We start from the raw sequence: 18,215 nt of genomic DNA, 5'->3' as shown, positions 1-18,215 counted from the left end.
CCCAAACGTCGCGCGTCTTATGTATCCTCCGCCCATGCCCGGACTACCTACCCTGCTGTTGGTGGATGACGACAGCTTCGTGCGTCGCATCCTCAAGGACGTCATCGCGGACACGGGGATCGACCTGCGGCTGCTGGAGGCCGCGGACGGGGAGGAAGGGCTGGCGCTGGCGGAGAAGGAGCAGCCGGCGGTGATGTTCCTGGACCTCTTCATGCCGAAGAAGAGCGGGCTGGAGGTGCTGGGCGCCATCAAGACTGTTTCACCGGATACGCGCGTGCTGGTCATCAGCAGCATGGACGCGGAGCCCGTGGTGGAGCAGGCCATCGCCGCGGGGGCGATGGGCTTCGTGGGCAAGCCCTTCCATCCCCTGGAGATCGCCGCCGCCGTACGCCAGGCGCTCGCGTCCTGATTCCGCTGAGGTCCCCGTGTCGTCATCCGTTGTCGGTTACTGGGTGGGAGATTCGCTCGGCCGAGTGCTGGGCCCCCTGCAGCTGCAGGCCTTCCGCGACCTCATCGCCTCCGGTCGCCTGAAGACAGCCGTGCGCGCGTCGCGCGACGGCACGAACTGGATCGCGCTCCAGGAACTCCCGGAGGTGCGCGACCTGTTCACCACCGCGGCGCCCACGCCCTCCGTCGAAAACCAGCAGGCCGAGCGCCTTCGCAACCAACTGCGCGGACTGCTGCACCTGCCGCCGCACGAGGTGTTCGGGCTCAAGCCACAGGCGTCGCTCGATGAGTTCCGGCTCGCCTTCTTCCGCATGGCGAAGCGCTTCTCACCGGAGCACCTGTCGCCGGATCTGCACCCGGAGCTGCGCAAGGTCTCCGTTGAAATCTTCGACTTCCTCTCGCGGCGGATCCGCGAGGCGGAGACGCTCTTCCTCCAGGGCGCGATGCAGCCCCCCGCGCCCCCGCCGCCCCGGCTGGACATGGGCGGCGCGCTTCCCTCCGCGCCGCTGCCGATGAGTGGATCCGCGGTGCCCGCGCGTCCGCCTCCGGTGATGACGCCCCAGGCCTCGCGTCCTCAGGCCGCCGCGATTCCGCCGACGCCTGTTCCGGGTTCCCTCACGCGTCCGCCGGCCGCGGAGATTCCGCCGACGCCTGTGCCGGGTTCGCTGACGCGTTCTCAGGCCGCCGCGATTCCGCCAACGCCCGTGCCGGGTTCCTTCACGCGTCCTCAGGCCGCCGCGATTCCGCCGACGCCCGTGCCGGGCAGCATGACGCGTCCGGTGGTCCCGCCCGCGCCGCCCCGGCCTCCGCCGGTGATGACGCCCACGACGCGTCCGGTGACGCCGCCTCCGCCCGCGCCGGCTCCCGCACCGCCTCCGCCCGCGCCCATCCGGCGCCCCATGGCCGCCCCCGCGCCCTCGTATTCGAGCGCCGAGTTCGTGGGCCTGGAGCGCCGGTCGGACGACCGGCTCCACGCGGACGTGAAGGTGTCGATGAAGAACATGGGCATCTTCACCGACCACCGCATCATCAACCTGTCGTCGGGCGGCCTGTTCATCGGCACGGACCGGCCGCTGCGGCTGGGGACGCAGGTGGAGCTCACCTTGCGCTTCGATGATCCGGAGCGGGTGATGACCCTGCGCAGCTCCGTCATCTGGGAGAACTCCCTGGACGACGGCAAGAACCCCAAGGGCTACGGGTTGCGCCTGAGCTCGCTGCGCGCGGAGGAACGGGACTTCATCCAGCAGTACGTCCGCCGCCCCAAGAAGCCCTGACAGGTTCCCGGGCGGGTGACTCCTCTCGGGATTAGAACAGCTGGCCCAGGAAGACCGCGCTCATCGCCACGAAGGCGACCCACACGGCCATGACGGACTTCAATTCCAGGTCCCGGCGGTCCAACTCGTTCGCGAAGTTCATGGTGTCTCCTCCAGTGCTCAACGCCTTCATCCCTTCCTACGGCACACCCGCGCGGCGATTGCCTCCGGGCTCCCGTTCCCCTGGAACGCAGGGGCGGCGATGAGCGTCTCCGGCCCGCCCGGCTCGCTGGATGGCCTGCTGCCCGCGCTGCCGGTGCCGTTGTTCGTGATTCGCGGGGACCGGCTGGTGTTCGCCAACACCGCGCTGCGGACGCTGCTGGGCCTGAGCGAGGATGAGCTGCCGTCACTGCTGGAGCTCTCCGCGCGCTTCGGACCGGAGGAGCGCGCCTGGGTGGAGCCCCTGTGCGAAGCGCTGATGCGCGGCGAGCAGCCCACTCCGGTGCGGCCCGCGTTCGTGCGCGTGCGCGGCGCGGATGGACGCCAGCACCTGCTCTCCCCCGTCACCGCGCCGGGCCGCGTGCCGGAGGAGCAGTTGGTGCTGCTCCTGGACGCGGAGGGCGGGGACGCGGTGCGCACGCTGTCCACCATGCTGGTATCCACCGCGGCGGAGCTCCTGCGCTGCCGCGACGAGGGCGCGGTGTTGGAGCTGGCGGTGGAGGCCCTTCACCGGCAGGGCTTCTACGTCTCCGTGATGCTGCTGGAGGGGGACTTCCTGCGCCACGGGCCCATGCGCCAGGAGTCGGAGAGCCTGGCGGCGGCGTCGCGGCTGTACGGTCAGGACGTGCACACGGTGCGCTTCCACCGCTCGGGGCTGCCGCACCTGGCGGAGGTGCTCACGAGCCGCCGGGCGGCGTTCCACCCGGATGCCTTCGCCATGGCTCGGCGGCTGCACTCGCCAGAGGTGGCGGACAACATCCAGCGCATCTATCCGCCGGGCTCACGCGCGCTGGACGCGCCCATCTTCGTGGGGGACGAGCCCTTCGGCGTGCTGGCGGTGCAGTCCACCACGCTGACGCCCGCGAACGCGGGGGCGCTGGAGTTGTTCGCGCAGCTCATTGGCGGCGCGCTGGAGAACGTGCGGCATCACCGCGCGGCGGAGGCACGGCTCGCGGAGGTGTCCCGCCTGCAGAACGAGCTCATCGCCAGCGAGCGGCTGACGGTGCTGGGCGAGGCGGCGGGCGTCGTGGCCCATGAAGTGCGCAACCCCCTGGGCGCCATCCTCAACACGGTGGCGGTGCTGAAGCGTGAACCCCGCCTGGGGCCCGCGGGCGCCTCCGCCGTGGAGATGCTGGAGGAGGAGGCCATCCGGCTGGAGGACATCGTGCGCGACCTGCTGGACGCGGTGCGCCCGCTGGAGCCCCGGCCGCGCCCCGTCTCGCTGGGCGAGCTGGTGCACCGCGCGCTCGCGCAGCTGCTCCACGGCCGGGAGGAGCTGCCCAAGCCGCGCGTGGCGTTCGACGAGGCGCCGGACGTGCCGGACCTGTCCGGTGACGAGACGCTGTTGCAGCTGGCCGTCACGCACCTGATGCGCAACGCCATCCAGGCCTCGCCGCGCGGAGGCACGGTGCGCGTGGAGGTGCGCCGCGTGCCGGACGGTGTCTTGCTGAGCGTGGAGGACGAGGGCCCGGGCATCGCCGGGTTGGATCCGCAGCGCGTCTTCGAGCCCTTCTTCCTCACCCGCGCCAACGGCCGAGGCCTGGGCCTGGCCATCGTGCGCCGCGTGGTGCTCGCGCACGGAGGCAAGGTGCGCGCGGGCGCGCGTCCCGAAGGCGGCGCGCGCTTCGAGCTGGTGCTGCCGCTCTAGCTCAGCCGCCCGCCAGCACCAGCAGACAGCGCAGGCCGCCGTTCTTCACCTGGAGCTGCCTCGCGCCCTTCAGTCCCAGCGCCGCCACCAGCTTCGGATCCTCGGGGACGATGAGCGCCTTGCGCCAGTCGCGGAACGCGCCGTTCAACGTCGCGCCCAACGCGCGGTAGAGGTCCGGCAGGTCCTCCGTTTCGCCCACGCGCTTGCCATAGGGCGGGTTGGCCACCACGAGCCCGGGGGCGTCCGGCGGGGCCTTCAGCGTGCGCAGGTCATGCCGCTCCAGCGTCAGCGTCACGCCCGCGCGTCTTGCATTGCGCCGCGCCGTGCCCAGCGCACCCGCGTTGAGGTCGTATCCGCGCATGGGCGCGCGAGGCTCCGCCAGCCCCTCCGCTTCCGCTTCCGCGCGGCGGTGTGCCCAGGCCGCCTTGTCGAAGGACGGGAAGGACTGGAACGCGAACGTGCGCAGCAGACCCGGCGCGCGGCGCTGGGACATCCACGCGCCCTCCACCAGGAACGTGCCCGAGCCGCACATCGGATCCACCAGGGGCACGTCCCCCGCGTAACCCGCGAGCCGGAGGATGCCCACGGCCAGCGTCTCGCGCAGGGGCGCGCGCCCCACCTCCTGCCGGTAGCCGCGCTGGTAGAGGGGCGCTCCGGACGTGTCCACGCTCACCGTCCAGCGCTCTCCTTCCCCGCGCACCAGCAGCGTGAGCTCCGGCCCCCCACCCTCCTCGTCCAGGTGTCCCGCGACCGTCACCTCGCACGGGTCCCAGGCCACGGCCGCGGACTCCAGCACCACGGCGGGCCCCGGGGCCACGGAGCGGTGCAGGGTCACGGACAGCCGCAGTGGCACCTTGCCGTCCCAGACGCCCGCCATGGGCAGCGCTCGCAGCCCATGCACCAGCGCGTCCGCGGTGGGCGCCGTGAAGGTGCCCAGGCGCAGGAGCACGCGGCTCGCGGTGCGCACGCGCAGGTTCGCCGTCTGGTGCAGGCCGGCCGGGCCCTCGCACTCGATGCCGCCCTCCGCGCGCCGGAAGGACAGCCCCAGTTCGCGCGCCTCCGACTCCAGCGCGGGCTCCAGGCCCGGCAGCGTGGACACGTAGATGGACTCGCCCGTCCGGGCCTGAGCGTCCGTCACGCCGACCGCGTCCGTGCGGAGGAACCCGCGTCCATCGCGGCCTGCTCCAACGCGCGCTCCATCTGATTCAAGTCATACGGCTTGGGCAGCAGCACCACACGCTCCAGCACCTGGCCGTCCTCCGCCGACACCGCGCGCGAGTCTCCAGAGGCAATGATGATTCGCAGGGCTGGATACAGCCGCACGGCCTCGCGCGCCAGCACCACGCCGGACTTGCCCGGCAGCGTCACGTCCGTGAAGAGCAGGTCGAAGGCATCCTTCGCCAGCGCCTCGCTCGCCGCCTCCGCGCTCTCCACCGCGAGCACGGTGTGCCCCAGGTCCGTCATCAACTCGGACGCGGACTCGCGGATGTCCGCGTCGTCCTCCACCAGGAGGATGCGCAGCGCGCCGTTCGCCTTCGCCTCCACGGGCGTGGGCGTGGGCGCGCGGTATGGCTTCGCCGCCAGCCGCTGCTCACGTCCACGCAGGAGCACGCGAATCTTTCGCGCCAGGTCCTCGCGCCGGTACGGCTTGGACAAGAGGCTCACGCCTGGATCCAACCGGCCGCCGTGCACGATGGCGTTCTCCGTGTAGCCGGACGTGAAGAGCACCTCGACGTCCGGCAGGTGCGCCTTCGCCAGCCGCGCCAGCTCCGGGCTGCGCACCGGCCCCGGCATCACCACGTCCGTGAAGAGCAGGTCCACCGGCAGGCCGCTCTGGATGACCGCGAGCGCGCTCTGGCCGTCGTGCGCCTTGAGCACGCGGTAGCCCAGCTCCGTGAGCACCTCCACCACCGTGGCCCGCACCGCCGCGTCGTCCTCCACCACGAGGATGGTCTCCGTGCCGCCCTCCACCGGCCCCGTACTGGTCTCCGCCGGCTGCGCCGCCGCCTGGAAGGTGCGCGGCAGGTAGATCTTGATGGACGTGCCGTGGCCCAGCTCGCTGTAGATTTTGACGTGGCCGCCGGACTGCTTCACGAAGCCGTACACCATGCTCAGGCCCAGGCCCGTGCCGCGCCCCTCCGGCTTGGTGGTGAAGAACGGCTCGAACGCGCGCTGCATCACCTCCGGCGTCATGCCGGCGCCCGTGTCGGAGATGGCGAGCAGCACGTACTGCCCCGCCGTCACCTCCGGGTGCATCATCGCGTAGTGGTCATCCAGCATCGCGTTGCCGGCCTCGATGGTCAGCTTGCCCCGGCCGTCCATGGCGTCGCGCGCGTTGATGGCCAGGTTGAGGATGACGTTCTCCAGTTGGTTGCGGTCCACGGACGTGTTCCACAGCCCGCCCGCGATGACCGTCTCCACCTCCACGTCCTCGCCCAGGGCGCGGCGCAAGAGGTCGTCCATGTCGCGCACCAGCCGTCCCAGGCTGAGCGCCGTGGGCGCCAGGGGCTGCCTGCGCGCGAACGCGAGCAACTGCGACGCCAGCCGCGCCCCACGCTCCACCGCGCCCAGCGCCGTCTCCAGGCGCCGCTGCGCGCGCGAGTCACCCGCCGTGTCGCGCTGGAGCAACTGGAGGTTCCCGCTCACCACCTGGAGCAGGTTGTTGAAGTCATGCGCCACGCCGCCGGTGAGCTTGCCCACCGCCTCCATCTTCTGCGCCTGGAGCAGCGCGGCCTCCGCCTGGCGACGCTCCGCCTCGCTCTCCTCCAGCGCCCGCGTGCGCTCGCGCACCAGCTCCTCCAGGTGCTCGCGGTGGCGGGCCAGCTCGTCCTCCGCCCGCTTCTGCGCCGTCATGTCGTGGCCCTGGACGAAGATGCCGGAGACGCTCCCGTCCGCCTCGATGACGGGCTGGTAGACGAAGTCCAGGAAGGCCTCCACCAGCGGCCCCCCGGGCTCGCGCTGCAACTGCAGCCCCATGTTGTGCCCGACGAAGGGCTCGCCGGTCGTGAACACCCGGTCCAGCAGCTCGAAGAAGCCCTGCCCGGCCACCTCCGGCAGCGCCTCCCGCACCGTCTTGCCCACCAGGTCCCGGTGCCCCACGAGCTGGAGGTAGGAGCGGTTGGCCAGCTCGAACACGTGCTCCGGCCCCTTCAGCGAACACATGAAGCCCGGGGCCTGTTCGAACAGGCGGCGCAGGTGCCGGCGCTCGTCGTCCAGCACCCGGTTGGCCTCCTGCACCGCCTGGGCGCGCGCGAGCACCCCGCCCATCAACTGCGTCCGGGGCCCGCCCCCATCCAGTGACGTCTCCGCGCCGCGCACGGCCCGCTTGAGCTGCTGCAGCTCCGTCACGTCCATCGTGTGCTGGAGGATGAAGGCCACCTCGCCCCGGCCGTCCAACAGGGGCGTGTGCGTGGCGCTCCAGTAGCGCTCCTCCACCACCACGCCATCGTCCGTCTGGCGGGGCACCCGGTAGGGAATGAGGGCAAGCGTGTCCAGCACCCGGTCCGTCAGCACGCGGGCGAACGAGTCGCGCAGCATCCGGAGGCTGGCATTGGCCGGGTCATCCGGATCGTGCGGGAAGGCCTCGAAGACGGGGCGCCCGACCAGGTCCTCCAGCCGGCTGGCGGTCACCCGCAGGTAGGCCGCGTTCGCGGTGACGTACCGCAGCTCCCGGTCCAGCAGCATGTAGGGATTGGGCGACAGTTCGAAGAGCGTCTGGAAGTCGAAGGGTGCCTGCATCCATTCACGGGGAGGTCCAGCAACCTCCCCGCCTTTCCTGGGGCCGCCGCGAACGCGGAAAGGGGTTCCCGTCCAGTGTACGGACATCCCCTCCATCGCACCGGTCAAAAGGCTGGGGGGCCCCGTCTTCCCGGACGCCAGGCCTCCCCGGGGGCAGCCGTCTGGGCACCACTCAACATCTGTCCCACCCAGGCACCCATTGGACCCGCCACATCCGCCAGGGCTGTAAGACTTAGCGGGTCTTTCGGACTTCTCAATTCCTATGCTATGAGATTATTCCGCCAAGGCGGTGTAGTCCCACATGAACCGGGGTGTGCGGCAGGGGGTCGCCTTGGACGGGGGAGGAAACGACCTCCCGGCCTTCCGCCAGAGCGCTCGCGCCCGGCAGGAGGTCTGTCCCCAGATGCTCGCCGTTCCAGAACCGTTGTCGCTGGATGACTCGGAAGCGGTCACCTCCCGCGCGTTTGACCGTCGTGCCTTGACGGCGTCGGTGAGGGAGCTGTCGGTGGTGACCAACGCGCGCGGCCTGTGGGCGGTGACGCGCCAATGGCTCACCATCGCGCTGTCGGTGGCGTTCGTGGTGCAGGTGGACCGCTGGTGGGCGTGGGTGCTGGCCGCGGTGGTCATCTCCTCGCGGCAGCACGCGCTGTTGAGCCTGGTGCACGAAGCCTCGCACCACCACCTGCTCACGAACCGCAAGGTCAATGACGTGCTGGCGGACCTGCTGTGCGCGTTCCCCATGAACATCACCACGGAGGGCTACCGCAAGGAGCACGCGGAGCATCACCGCTATGTCAACACGGAGAAGGACCCGTACTGGCGCACGGCGCAGCGCGACCATGCGTGGATGTTCCCGCGCACGCGCTGGGGCATGGCGCTGGTGCTGCTGGGGGACATGGTGGGCTTCTTCACCCCGTCCCACGTGCGCATCATGATTCCCTGGTCCTATACGGGCCGCGCGATGGGCAAGGGTGGCCCGCCGCCGTCCCGCGCGGAGCACCTCCGCTACGCGCTGTGGCTGACCGGCTTCATCACCTTCCTCACGCTCACGGGCGGTTGGCTCCACTACCTGCTGCTGTGGTCCATCCCGTCGCTGACGCTGATGATGATGGCGTTCCGCATCCGCGCGGTGGTGGAGCACCCCTTCACCGCCGCCACTCCGGATGAGACGCACGAGACGCGGGACGTGGCGGCCGCCACCTGGTTCGAGCGCTCCTTCATCGCGCCCTTCAACGCCAGCTACCACCTGTCCCATCACCTCTTCCCGTCCGTGCCCTACTACCACCTGCCCGCGCTGCACGAGCGGCTCAAGCAGACGAACCTCTACCGCCCCGGGGAGAACCATTTCCAGACGTACCTGGGCGGGGAGACGAGCGCGTGGAGCTTCCTCACGTCGCTGGGCAGGAATGAAGGCCGTGATCCGTTGCCTGTGAAGGATTGAAGCCGCATCCATCACAGCGTGGCTTGCTTTCCCCTGGAGGCGCCCCCGTGGCGCCTCCAGGCGTGGGAAGGGCCCGCTCGTCTTAGCCGTCACCAGGCGTGTTTTTCTCTGAAGCCAGACGCCCGCCGCGCCGCTGACACAGCAGCCTGGCGTCCTGGCGACGTACCGAAACACCCCACCCCATGCCTTGAACGCAGACGCTGAATCGCGGTGTTTCTCCGCCTGCGATTCGCCAGGTCCCCCCTTGCACGCCCGCCAATCCAGGCGCGGCGACAGGGCGACCGGGGGACCCCTGCCACGCGCCGCGGGCAGGGGGATGCGGTTCCCCCGGCCCCGCCCTTTTCACCTGGCAGCAGGAGAGAACTTGAGAAGGCAGCTCATTGGGTTCCTCGTGGCGTTGGGCGCCATGCACACCGGCTGCGGTGGCGCGCCGGACTTCACGTCCACCGCGGGCGACGACGACTCGCTGGGGATTTCCGGGGACGCGCTCGCGAGCGCGACCACGATGTTCGACGATGCGCTCGGCTCGGGCTGGCAGGACTGGTCCTGGGCGACGCACAGCCTCAGCGCGACGAAGCCCGTGTACGCGGGCACCCGGTCCATCTCCGCGACGTTCGGCCCCTGGACGGGCCTGTATTTCCACCACGCGGGCGTGCCCACCACGGGCCAGGGCTTCGTGGAGTTGCAGGTGAACCCCGGCGCGACGACGAACCCCGCGCTGGCGCTCTACGCGAGCGTGGGCGGCGTGGCGAAGTCGCCCGTGGCGCTCAACCCCACCTGTACGGGCGGCACGCTGAAGGCCAATGCCTGGACGCTGTGCCGCATGCCGCTCTCCACGCTGGGCGCGGCGAATACGACGTTGGATGGCCTGGTGGTGATGGAGAACGCGGGCCGCTCGCTGCCCGTGATGTACCTGGACAACGTGCGCCTGGCGGCGGGCACCACCGCGCCTTCCGCGCCCACGGCCCTGGCCGCCACGGGCTCCGCCACGGACGTGGCCCTCACCTGGGGCACGGTGACGGGCGCTTCCGGCTACCACGTGTATCGCGCCACGTCTCAGACGGGCACGTACACGCGGCTCACCTCCTCCGCGCTCACCGCCGCGTCCTACAAGGACACCAGCGCGGCCGTGAACACGACGTACTGGTACGCCGTCACCGCGCTGAACGCGGTCGGTGAGAGCGCGAAGTCCGCGGCGGTGTCCGGCAAGCGGACCTCCACCACGGGCGTGAGCGTCAGCGTCACCCCCGCCAGCGTGACGCTGTCGCGAGGCGGCGTGCAGACCTTCACCGCGCTGGTGACGGGCAACACCAACACGGCCGTCACCTGGAGCGTGCAGGAAGGCGCCACCGGCGGCACCGTCACCACCAGCGGCACGTACACCGCGCCCCAGACGGCGGGCACCTACCACGTCGTGGCCACGAGCAAGGCGGACACGACGAAGAAGGCCACGGCGGACGTGGTGGTGACGGGCCCGGTGGGCAACACCAGCAAGTGGGTGTCCGGCTACTACACGGGCTGGAACGCGGATGACTACCCGCCGGAGAAGGTGGACTTCAGCGCGCTCACGCACATCATGGTGGGCCGCGTGACGCCGAACACGGACGGCACGGTGGACGCCATCTTCGACAACTCGAACGGCTCCGCCATGGCGAAGACGCTCTCCACGCGCGCGCACGCGGCGGGGCGCAAGGCCATCATCATGGTGGGCGGCGCGGGCGAGCACGCCAACTGGGTGGGCGCTGCCTCTTCCTCGAACCGGGAGAAGTTCGTCCAGAACCTGCTCAAGACGATGGACGACCACGGCTACGACGGGCTCGACATCGACTGGGAGCCGGTGGAGGAGGCGGACAAGCCGAACCTGCTCGCGCTGGTGCAGCGGCTGCGTCAGGTGCGGCCCGGCATGCTGCTGACGTTCCCCATCGGCTGGGTGAACAACAACTTCGCCACGGACGCGTCGCTCAAGTGGTACCCGCAGCTGGCCCAGTATCTGGACCAGGTGAACGTCATGTCCTACGAGATGATTGGCGTCTGGGGCGGTTGGGATTCGTGGTTCACGTCCGCGCTCAAGGGCGAGTCCGGCACCCACCCGACGTCCGTGGAGTCCAGCCTCAAGGCCTGGGTGGCCGCGGGCATCCCCAAGGAGAAGCTGGGCATGGGCATCCCGTTCTACGGCCTCGCGTGGCGGCACATCACCGGCCCGCGCCAGCCCTTCACGGACTGGTCCGACTACGTGGGCGGGGACAACTCCTTCACGTACAAGAAGATCCTGGCGCTCTCCAAGACGGGCACGCTCCAGTGGGACGCGGCGGCGCAGGCCAACTACGTCACGTTCAACACGCCGGTGGAGGACGGCACGGTGCGCTGGATTACGTACGACGGTCCGGAGGCAATCCAGGCCAAGGGCCAGTACGCCAAGGCGAACGGCTACGGCGGCACCATCATCTGGACCATCAACCAGGGCTGCACCGACCCCGCGACGGGCACCAACCCGCTGCTCACCGAGGTCAAGAAGGCGTTCCTCCAGTAACCGGGACGGACTGAAGACAGACGGCCGCGTGGGCACCCGCCCGCGTGGCCGTTTTCGTTGCGCGGAGCTACGCGGAGGGCGGCACGGCGGAGGGCGGAGCCGTGGGGGCCACCGGCACCGGGCCGCCGGCGTAGACGCCCTGGTATTGCGGCGGCAGCAGCGCGGCCACCCGGCGCATCATCGCGTCCACCAGCGCCTGGCGCGCGTCGGAGGCGCCGGACACCTCCGGCTCCAGGTCCGCCATGCGGAACACGGGCCCGAAGGTCACGGTGACATCCGCGTGGAAGAGCCGCTCGCCGCCCATGTCGGAGTCGTTGATGGGCATGAGCTTCTCCGTGCCCGTGAGCGCCACCGGGACGATGGGCACGCCCGCGCGCTTGGCGATGAGCCCCACGCCCTTCTTCGCCTCGAGCAGGCCTCCGGAGCGGCTGCGGCCCCCTTCCGGGAAGATGAGGACGGACTGGCCGCCCTTGAGCAACTCCACGCAGCGGCGCAGCGCTTCGATGTCCGGCGAGTTGGGCGTGATGTCGATGGTGTCCATCGTCTCCGCCGCCAGCCGGGTCATCACGGTGCCGTGCAGCTTCACGCCCGCCAGGAAGACGACGCGCCGGGGACGCAGCGCCCGGTAGAGCGTGAAGCCGTCCGCGTTGGACAGGTGGTTGCAGATGAAGAGGCAGGGGCCGTCCGGCAGGTCCTTCAGGCCGTACACCTTCGCGTGGGACAGCCGGCCCCACACGCCATGCATCAGGCCGCGCACGACGTGGCGGCGCAGGCCGTAGGGGAGCAGCGACATCAGGGCGAAGAGAAGTCGAAGCACGGGCCGGCCCACGTCCTTTCCGGATTGCCCCTGGTCAACAGGGGGAGCGATGGCTGGACGTCCTTCTAGAAGATGTAGTCCTGCCCGGTGGGGCGGGTCAGCGGTCCTCCGGGAGCGCCGGACCGCCCGCCCGCCCTTTCGTCATCCAGCCAACGAAAGGCCGGCCCCGCGGGCCCGGTGCGCAAGACGCGCCGCCCGCGAGCCCGCCCGCGCGGCCCCGCACCCTGCGTGTTATGGGGAGGCGCATGAGCGCTGAAGCCACGCCCTCCCGAGCGAAGCGCCCCGTCGAGTACGAGGCCACCGTCACCGACCTCCGGATGGAGACCCACGACACGGCGACGCTGTCGCTGGAGCTGCACTCGGGGGCGGGGCCGCTCGACTACAAGGCAGGCCAGTTCATCAACATCGACCCGCACCAGTTCCGGTCGCTCGCGCAGCAGTGCGCGTACCTGCAGGAGCAGAAGGGGCGCAAGGAGCCGCCGCGCTCTTATTCGCTCGCCTCCGCGCCGCACGAGCGGCACGTGGCCATCACGGTGAAGGACGAGGAGTTCATCCCCGGCGTCACGCGCTACCCGCCGCTCCTGTCGCCCCTGCTGGTGCACGGGCGGCTGGTGGGGGCGAAGCTGAAGGTGACGGGCTTCATGGGGCCGTACGTGCTGCCGGACGACGTGACGGAGCGAGCGGACCACGTGCTGCACGTGGTGGCGGGCTCCGGCGCGGTGCCGAACTTCGCCATCGTGAAGGACGCGCTGCACCGCGGGCTGAAGCTGCGGCACACGTTCCTCGCGTCCAACAAGACCTGGGGGGACATCCTCTACCGCGAGGAGCTGGCCGCGATGGAGCAGGCGGCGCCGGACCGCGTGCGGGTGGTGCACACGCTCACGCGCGAGACGGATGAAGCGAAGTACGGCCCCCAGGTGCGCAAGGGCCGCGTCGCGGAGGCGCTCCTGCGCGAGCTGGTTCCGGCGCCCGACACCTGCCTGGTGTACGTGTGCGGGCCCGCCATCACCCCCTGGGACCGGCGCAAGGCGCTGGAGACGCGCACGCCCGCCACGCCGCGCTTCATGGAGGCGGTGCTGGGCCACCTGCACGACCTGGGCATCCCGGACAAGCGCATCAAGCGCGAGGCCTACGGCTGACGCATCAGTGCGTCGTGACGTCCACGGGAGGCAGCTGGTCGAGGAACGTCAGCACGCGCTCGGCCGTCTCGCGGGGCTTCTCCATGGGGAACAGGTGCGAGGCGAGCGGCAGCGTGTCCACCCGCGTGCGCTTCATCTCCCGCTCCGCCCGCGCCAGCGCGTCGGGCAATAGCGTGTCGGAGCGCTCGCCGCGCAGCACCAGCGTGGGCGTCGTGTTGGCGCGGATGAGCCTCCATGGGTCCGCGGGGAAGGTCTCGAAGATGCGGGCCTCCCACTCGCGCGGGAAGCGCAAGCGGAAGTCGCCCGCCTCCGTGGGCACCAGCCCGTGCGTGATGTAGTCGCTGAAGCAGTCCGCGTCCCAGTCCTTGAACAGCCTGCGCTGGCGGTACGCGGTGGCCGCCTCCTCGCGCGTCGCCCAGCGGTCCCTCCGCCGCAGCGCGCCCTGCACGATGGCGGTGCGGTCCATGCGGCCCAGCAGCTTCATCAGGCGCAGCGCCCACAGCCGGGACCCGGTGATGAGCACGGGGTCCAACGCCACCACCGCGCGGAACAACCCCGGGTTCGCGGCGGCGGCCATCAACGTGCTCGTGCCGCCCACGCTGTGCCCCACACCCAGCACGCCAGAGCGCCCCCGCGCCTTCAGCTCGCGCGCGAGGTCCTCGCCCAGCTGCCTCCAGGTCGTGAGCGTCTTCGGGTCCTCGCCCGGCACCAGCGGCCGCATGCGCAGCGACACCACGTGATAGCGGGTCGCGAGCCGCGCGAAGAGCTTCCGGTACGTCTCCGGAGGAAAACCGTTCGCGCAGGCGAAGTGCAGGAGCGGCCCGCTCCCACCCCAGTCATCCAGCTCCAAGGCCATGCCCCTTCCCATCAACACCCTCCCCCGCGTCGCGGCGGAGGGACTTCACGGCTCGTCCCACTCACATCCGGTGCCCTGACGGCCACCGGCCGGCCCCATCCCGGGACGAGACTCCGTACCCCGACATTCAGACACCGCGAACGCCGCCCTGGGTCCTGCCGCCGAGCCCGACCTCCGGCATCGACGTCATCCTGACCGGGACCCCTGACGTGCCCACGTCCTCCGACATTCGCCCGGACGCGTCCTCAAGGAACCCGGGCCTCTGGAATGTCGTCCCGTGCGCATCGCACGGACGGAGGGCATGTAACGCCTGCCCGGCCGCCTCGCACGGCCAGGGAGGCAGTCCCTCCCGGTGCGGGGGAGCACGCCTCCCCCTCCCGTGAGGTCACCTGCCCCACCCTACGGTCCAGGTGGGGTCCGCTTGCGTTCAGGATTCGGACGGCGACGCGGGCGCTGCGTCCGGCGTGGGCTCCGGAGCCGGCTCCGCTTCCGACACGGGCTCCAACGCCGACTCCGCCTCCGCGCCACCACCGGCCGCGCCCGCGGGCTTGATGCCCAGCAGCCGCGTCAGCCGGGGCTGCACGCCCGTCTCCGCCAACAGCGCCTGGAGCTGCAGGCGCGCGCGCCGGTTGTCCCCGTGCACCCGCCGCCCGAGGATGAGCTCGTTCTTCAACGAGTGCTCCCACCCGGTCAGCTCCGTCACCGTCACCTGGTAGCCGTACGCCTCCAGCGTCAGCGCGCGGATGACGTTCGTCAGGTGAGAGCCGAACTCGCGCCGGTGCCACGGGTGCTGGAAGAGCAGCGACATGGAGCCGGCCGGCTTCGCCTTCTTCTCCTTCAGCTGCGCGGCCACCTCCGCCTGGCAGCACGGCACCACCGCCACGTGGTCCGCGCCGTGCTTGATGGCCGCCACCAGCGCGTCGTCCGTGGCCGTGTCGCACGCGTGCAGGGCCATCAGCACGTGGATGCGCTCCGGGTACTCCGCCGCGTCGATGTGCGCCGTCTGGAAGCGCATCCGGTCGAAGTGCAGCCGCTCGGCGCGGCCCTTCGCGCGCTCCGTCAGCTCCGGGCGCCCTTCGATGGACAGCAGCTCACCGCCCGCCGCTTCCTTCAGGAACAGCTCGTAGACGACGAAGCCCAGGTACGCGTTGCCGCTGCCCGCGTCCACCACCAGCGGGTTCGCGTGGCGCGTCCGCACGTCCTCCATGGCGGGCCGCAAGAGGCCCACCAGGTGGTTGACCTGCTTGAGCTTGCGCAGCGCGTCCGCGTTGAGGTTCCCCTCTCGCGTGAGCAGGTGCAGCTCGCGCAGGAGCGCTTGGGACTGGTCCGGAAGCAGCTCCTTGCGGACCTGCGGCGCCTTGACGTTGCGTCTCAGACGGACACCACTTCGGTGACCTCCGGGATCATCTCCCGGAGCCGGCCCTCGATGCCCATCTTCAGCGTCGCCGTGGACGACGGGCAGCCCGCGCACGAACCCTTCATGTGCAGGTACACGATGCCGTCCTCGAAGCGGTCCAGCGTGATGTCACCGCCGTCCTGCGCCACGGCCGGGCGGATCTCCTCGTCCAGGATGACCTGGATGCGCTGCTCCACCGTGCCGTCCGCGGACACCGTCTGGCGCGCCGCCGCGACGGCCGCCTCGTCCACCACCGGCAGGCCCTCCGACAGGTGCGTGTCCAGCGTGGACATCACGGAGTCGTTGAGCTCGTCCCACTCGCCGGACTCGCCCTTCGTCACCGTGACGAAGTTCGTGCCCAGCATCACCGCCGTCACGCCCTGGATGTCCATGAGCCGCAGCGCCAGGGGCGACTTCGCCTGCGCTTCGTCCCGGTTGGTGAAGTTCACGGCGCCACCGCCCAGCAGCTTGCGGTCCACCACGTACTTCAGCGTGCTGGGGTTGGGGGTCCACTCGAGCTGGATGTTCACTGACATTCTGTTCTCCCTACGAAAGTCCGCTTCCTCTAAAGGGCGCCGGGCCCCATAGCAACCTGTCCGGCTGTCAGGCAAACGCCTCGCGCTGGCCATTCACTCCGGATGGAGCCCCGCCCGCCACCGATGTAAGACATGGCCCCATGCCCTACCCGCCCCGCCTCGCCCACCTGGCCACCAAGGCCGTGGTGGTGGCCAAGCTGAGCCCCACCTACGCGGACGCCCACCGCGTGGACGCCGAGGAGGCCTCCCAGCGCCTCTCCACCGCCCTCTCCGGGCGCCTGCTGACCTCCCTCCTGGAGGCCACCTGGACGCAGATGCTCGGGAGCACGAAACGTCTCAAGGAAGACGGCCTCCTGGAGAAGGTGGCCGCCACCCTGAGCGACCGGCCCCAGCGGCCGGGCAAGGTCGCCACCGTGACGGCCGGGTGGAGCGCCTTCCTCATCCTGGTGGACCTGGAGGTGGGCACCGCCAGCGACGCCGCCCGCCGGGTCATGGAGTCCGACGAGGGCCGCAAGCGCGCCGCCGCGGGGCTCACGGAGGTCGCCGGCTTCCTCGCCCAGGAGCTCACGCGCGGCAAATAGGGCGGCCGGCCGGTCGTGGCGGCAGCCGCCACCCGCCGTTATAGGCTGGCGCTCGCCACGTCCATGTCCGCCCCGCTCCCCACCACGCTGCGCCTGCTGACGTCCATTACCGACGTTCCCTCGTCGGCGTGGGACGCGCTCGTGGCCCCGGGGTCGGTGCCGTTCCTGGAGTGGGGCTTCCTCGCCGCCCTGGAGGAGAGCGGCAGCGTGGTGCCCGAGCGCGGCTGGCACCCGCGCCACCTCACCCTGTGGCGGGGCTCGCGCCTGGTCGCCGCCGCGCCCGCGTACTTGAAGGACGACAGCCACGGCGAGTTCGTCTTCGACGCCGCCTGGGCCACCACCGCCGAGCGCGCGGGCATCCGCTACTACCCCAAGCTCGTCCTGGGCGTGCCCTTCACGCCCGCCACCGGCCGCCGCGTGCTGGTGGCCCCCGGCGAGGACGCCCCGTTCCGCGAGGCGGAGCTGTACAACGCCGCGCTGGAGTACGCGCGCGCGGAGGGGCTCTCCAGCGTCCACGTCCTCTTCCCCACCCCGGAGGAGCTGCCGGTTTTGGAGGCGCAGGGCTACGCGCTGCGCCTGGGCGTGCAGTACCTGTGGCGCAACGCGGGCTACCGGACGTTCGAGGACTTCCTCGCCCGCTTCCGCTCCAAGCGGCGGCACCAGATTCAGCGTGAGCGGCACGAGGTGGAGGACCAGGGCATCACCCTGCGCACGCTCCGGGGCGACGCGCTGGAGGAGGTGGACGCGGCCTGCGCCCATCAGCTCTATGTCTCCACGGTGGACCGCTATCCGTGGGGCGTGCGCGCGCTGACCGAGGACTTCTTCGCCCGCCTGCTCGCTGGCTTCAAGCACCGGTGTGAGTTCGTGGAGGCCCGGCGGGAAGGCCGCAGGGTGGCGGGCGCGTTCAACTTCACCGGGCCGAGCACGCTGTACGGCCGTTATTGGGGTGCGTTCGAGGAACATCCGTTCCTGCACTTCAACGTGTGCCTCTACCATCCGGTGGAGGACTGCATCGCCCGGGGCCGCGAGCGCTTCGAGCCCGGAGCAGGCGGCGAGCACAAGCTCACCCGGGGTTTCGAGCCGCACCTCACGTACAGTGCGCATCTGTTCCTTCACCCCGGCCTGGACCGGGCGGTGCGCGGCTTCCTGGCGCACGAGCGGGCAGCCGTCGAGAGCGGCCTTCCGTTGTGGTGGGCGGAGACGGGTTTCAAGGAGCGGGTCTAAGCGGTTTCAAGCAGGGCCCGCCAATGGTTCGCGAAGCGAAGGCAAGGGAGTCCGCAAGCCCATGGCTCAGAAGCACCAACACGATGACGGCCAGGTCGTCACGGAGGCCGTCCCCAAGCAGAAGCTGAAGAGGCCGACGCTCTACAAGGTCCTCCTGCACAACGACAACTACACCACGCGCGAGTTCGTCGTGGCCGTGCTCAAGGAGATCTTCCACAAGTCGGAGACGGATGCCGTGCAGATCATGATGCACGTTCATTACAACGGCATCGGTGTGGCGGGCGTTTATACCTACGACGTCGCCGATACGAAGCTCAAGACAGTGGAGGCCGCGGCGAGGGACAACGGGTTCCCCCTGCGGCTGTCCATGGAACCCGAGGAAGGCTGAAC

15 protein-coding genes are annotated in these 18,215 nt (G+C 70.6%); 9 read left to right on the top strand and 6 right to left on the bottom strand.

Translation table 11 applies throughout. From position 1 onward, the window contains the following. The first annotated feature begins 34 nt into the window (after positions 1-34). The 3 genes from D7X99_RS13360 (at position 35) to D7X99_RS13350 (ending at position 3,567) form a co-directional block, all read left to right on the top strand. A complete protein-coding gene (locus tag D7X99_RS13360; RefSeq protein WP_121778176.1) occupies positions 35-409 on the top strand; it encodes a response regulator in 375 nt (124 codons plus the stop codon). Positions 410-425: 16 nt separating this feature from the next. Further along, on the top strand, positions 426-1,721 hold the full coding sequence (locus tag D7X99_RS13355) for a TIGR02266 family protein (protein WP_121778137.1): 1,296 nt from the start codon (positions 426-428) through the stop codon (positions 1,719-1,721). Between the two features lie 241 nt (positions 1,722-1,962). Further along, a complete protein-coding gene (locus D7X99_RS13350; protein ID WP_121778136.1) occupies positions 1,963-3,567 on the top strand; it encodes an ATP-binding protein in 1,605 nt (534 codons plus the stop codon). A 1-nt stretch (position 3,568) separates the two neighbouring features. Here D7X99_RS13350 and D7X99_RS13345 read toward each other — a convergent pair whose 3' ends face one another. Both D7X99_RS13345 and D7X99_RS13340 read right to left on the bottom strand, forming a co-directional pair. Continuing rightward, complete coding sequence (locus D7X99_RS13345) at positions 3,569-4,705, bottom strand: class I SAM-dependent RNA methyltransferase (protein ID WP_121778135.1); 1,137 nt, start codon at positions 4,703-4,705, stop codon at positions 3,569-3,571. Then, positions 4,702-7,305, bottom strand: a complete 2,604-nt coding sequence (locus D7X99_RS13340; RefSeq protein ID WP_121778134.1) for a response regulator — start codon at positions 7,303-7,305, stop codon at positions 4,702-4,704. Before D7X99_RS13340 ends, D7X99_RS13345 begins: the two co-directional genes overlap by 4 nt. A gap of 403 nt (positions 7,306-7,708) precedes the next feature. Between D7X99_RS13340 and D7X99_RS13335 the strand changes: the two genes are divergently transcribed. Continuing rightward, the gene (locus tag D7X99_RS13335; protein WP_233613353.1) at positions 7,709-8,746 is read left to right on the top strand and encodes a fatty acid desaturase family protein; all 1,038 of its coding nucleotides are present in this window, start codon (positions 7,709-7,711) and stop codon (positions 8,744-8,746) included. A 364-nt stretch (positions 8,747-9,110) separates the two neighbouring features. Next, positions 9,111-11,276 (top strand): glycosyl hydrolase family 18 protein, encoded by a 2,166-nt coding sequence (locus tag D7X99_RS13330; protein WP_121778133.1) that lies wholly within the window; start codon positions 9,111-9,113, stop codon positions 11,274-11,276. Between the two features lie 67 nt (positions 11,277-11,343). Here D7X99_RS13330 and D7X99_RS13325 read toward each other — a convergent pair whose 3' ends face one another. Beyond that, the gene (locus D7X99_RS13325; protein ID WP_121778174.1) at positions 11,344-12,093 is read right to left on the bottom strand and encodes a 1-acyl-sn-glycerol-3-phosphate acyltransferase; all 750 of its coding nucleotides are present in this window, start codon (positions 12,091-12,093) and stop codon (positions 11,344-11,346) included. 245 nt (positions 12,094-12,338) lie between these two features. Between D7X99_RS13325 and D7X99_RS13320 the strand changes: the two genes are divergently transcribed. After that, entirely contained in the window at positions 12,339-13,232 is an 894-nt protein-coding gene (locus D7X99_RS13320) for an oxidoreductase (RefSeq protein WP_121778132.1), read from the top strand. Between the two features lie 4 nt (positions 13,233-13,236). Here the strand turns inward: D7X99_RS13320 and D7X99_RS13315 are convergent, their stop codons facing one another. From D7X99_RS13315 to D7X99_RS13305, 3 genes are all read right to left on the bottom strand, one after another. Then, positions 13,237-14,088: an alpha/beta fold hydrolase gene (locus D7X99_RS13315; protein ID WP_233613352.1), complete on the bottom strand. Its 852-nt coding sequence runs from the start codon at positions 14,086-14,088 to the stop codon at positions 13,237-13,239. Between the two features lie 427 nt (positions 14,089-14,515). Further along, positions 14,516-15,346 carry an SAM-dependent methyltransferase gene (locus D7X99_RS13310; protein ID WP_121778173.1) on the bottom strand — a complete coding sequence of 277 codons (831 nt, stop codon included), beginning with the start codon at positions 15,344-15,346 and terminating at the stop codon, positions 14,516-14,518. 113 nt (positions 15,347-15,459) lie between these two features. Continuing rightward, positions 15,460-16,020 (bottom strand): NifU family protein, encoded by a 561-nt coding sequence (locus tag D7X99_RS13305; protein ID WP_120577099.1) that lies wholly within the window; start codon positions 16,018-16,020, stop codon positions 15,460-15,462. 140 nt (positions 16,021-16,160) lie between these two features. Between D7X99_RS13305 and D7X99_RS13300 the strand changes: the two genes are divergently transcribed. From D7X99_RS13300 to D7X99_RS13290, 3 genes are all read left to right on the top strand, one after another. Then, positions 16,161-16,601 (top strand): hypothetical protein, encoded by a 441-nt coding sequence (locus tag D7X99_RS13300; protein ID WP_121778130.1) that lies wholly within the window; start codon positions 16,161-16,163, stop codon positions 16,599-16,601. A gap of 63 nt (positions 16,602-16,664) precedes the next feature. Next, positions 16,665-17,825, top strand: coding sequence for a GNAT family N-acetyltransferase (locus D7X99_RS13295; protein ID WP_121778129.1), 1,161 nt, complete (start codon positions 16,665-16,667; stop codon positions 17,823-17,825). Between the two features lie 61 nt (positions 17,826-17,886). Further along, complete coding sequence (locus D7X99_RS13290; RefSeq protein ID WP_120577101.1) at positions 17,887-18,213, top strand: ATP-dependent Clp protease adaptor ClpS; 327 nt, start codon at positions 17,887-17,889, stop codon at positions 18,211-18,213. The last annotated feature ends 2 nt before the right edge of the window (positions 18,214-18,215 follow it).

Source organism: Corallococcus sp. AB032C (assembly GCF_003668935.1).
Classification (GTDB): Bacteria; Myxococcota; Myxococcia; order Myxococcales; family Myxococcaceae; genus Corallococcus; species Corallococcus exiguus.
Note: the sequence above shows the minus strand (reverse complement) of the source record. Positions and strands in the feature narration are given on the sequence as shown.

What these genes read in the sequence shown, in the direction of transcription:
- D7X99_RS13360 (WP_121778176.1), top strand. Translation starts at nt 35, where the DNA reads ATGCCCGGACTACCTACCCTGCTGTTGGTGGATGACGACAGCTTCGTG.
- D7X99_RS13350 (WP_121778136.1), top strand. Translation starts at nt 1,963, where the DNA reads ATGAGCGTCTCCGGCCCGCCCGGCTCGCTGGATGGCCTGCTGCCCGCG.
- D7X99_RS13340 (WP_121778134.1), bottom strand. Translation starts at nt 7,305, where the DNA reads ATGCAGGCACCCTTCGACTTCCAGACGCTCTTCGAACTGTCGCCCAAT.
- D7X99_RS13335 (WP_233613353.1), top strand. Translation starts at nt 7,709, where the DNA reads ATGCTCGCCGTTCCAGAACCGTTGTCGCTGGATGACTCGGAAGCGGTC.
- D7X99_RS13320 (WP_121778132.1), top strand. Translation starts at nt 12,339, where the DNA reads ATGAGCGCTGAAGCCACGCCCTCCCGAGCGAAGCGCCCCGTCGAGTAC.
- D7X99_RS13315 (WP_233613352.1), bottom strand. Translation starts at nt 14,088, where the DNA reads ATGGCCTTGGAGCTGGATGACTGGGGTGGGAGCGGGCCGCTCCTGCAC.
- D7X99_RS13305 (WP_120577099.1), bottom strand. Translation starts at nt 16,020, where the DNA reads ATGTCAGTGAACATCCAGCTCGAGTGGACCCCCAACCCCAGCACGCTG.
- D7X99_RS13300 (WP_121778130.1), top strand. Translation starts at nt 16,161, where the DNA reads ATGCCCTACCCGCCCCGCCTCGCCCACCTGGCCACCAAGGCCGTGGTG.
- D7X99_RS13295 (WP_121778129.1), top strand. Translation starts at nt 16,665, where the DNA reads ATGTCCGCCCCGCTCCCCACCACGCTGCGCCTGCTGACGTCCATTACC.
- D7X99_RS13290 (WP_120577101.1), top strand. Translation starts at nt 17,887, where the DNA reads ATGGCTCAGAAGCACCAACACGATGACGGCCAGGTCGTCACGGAGGCC.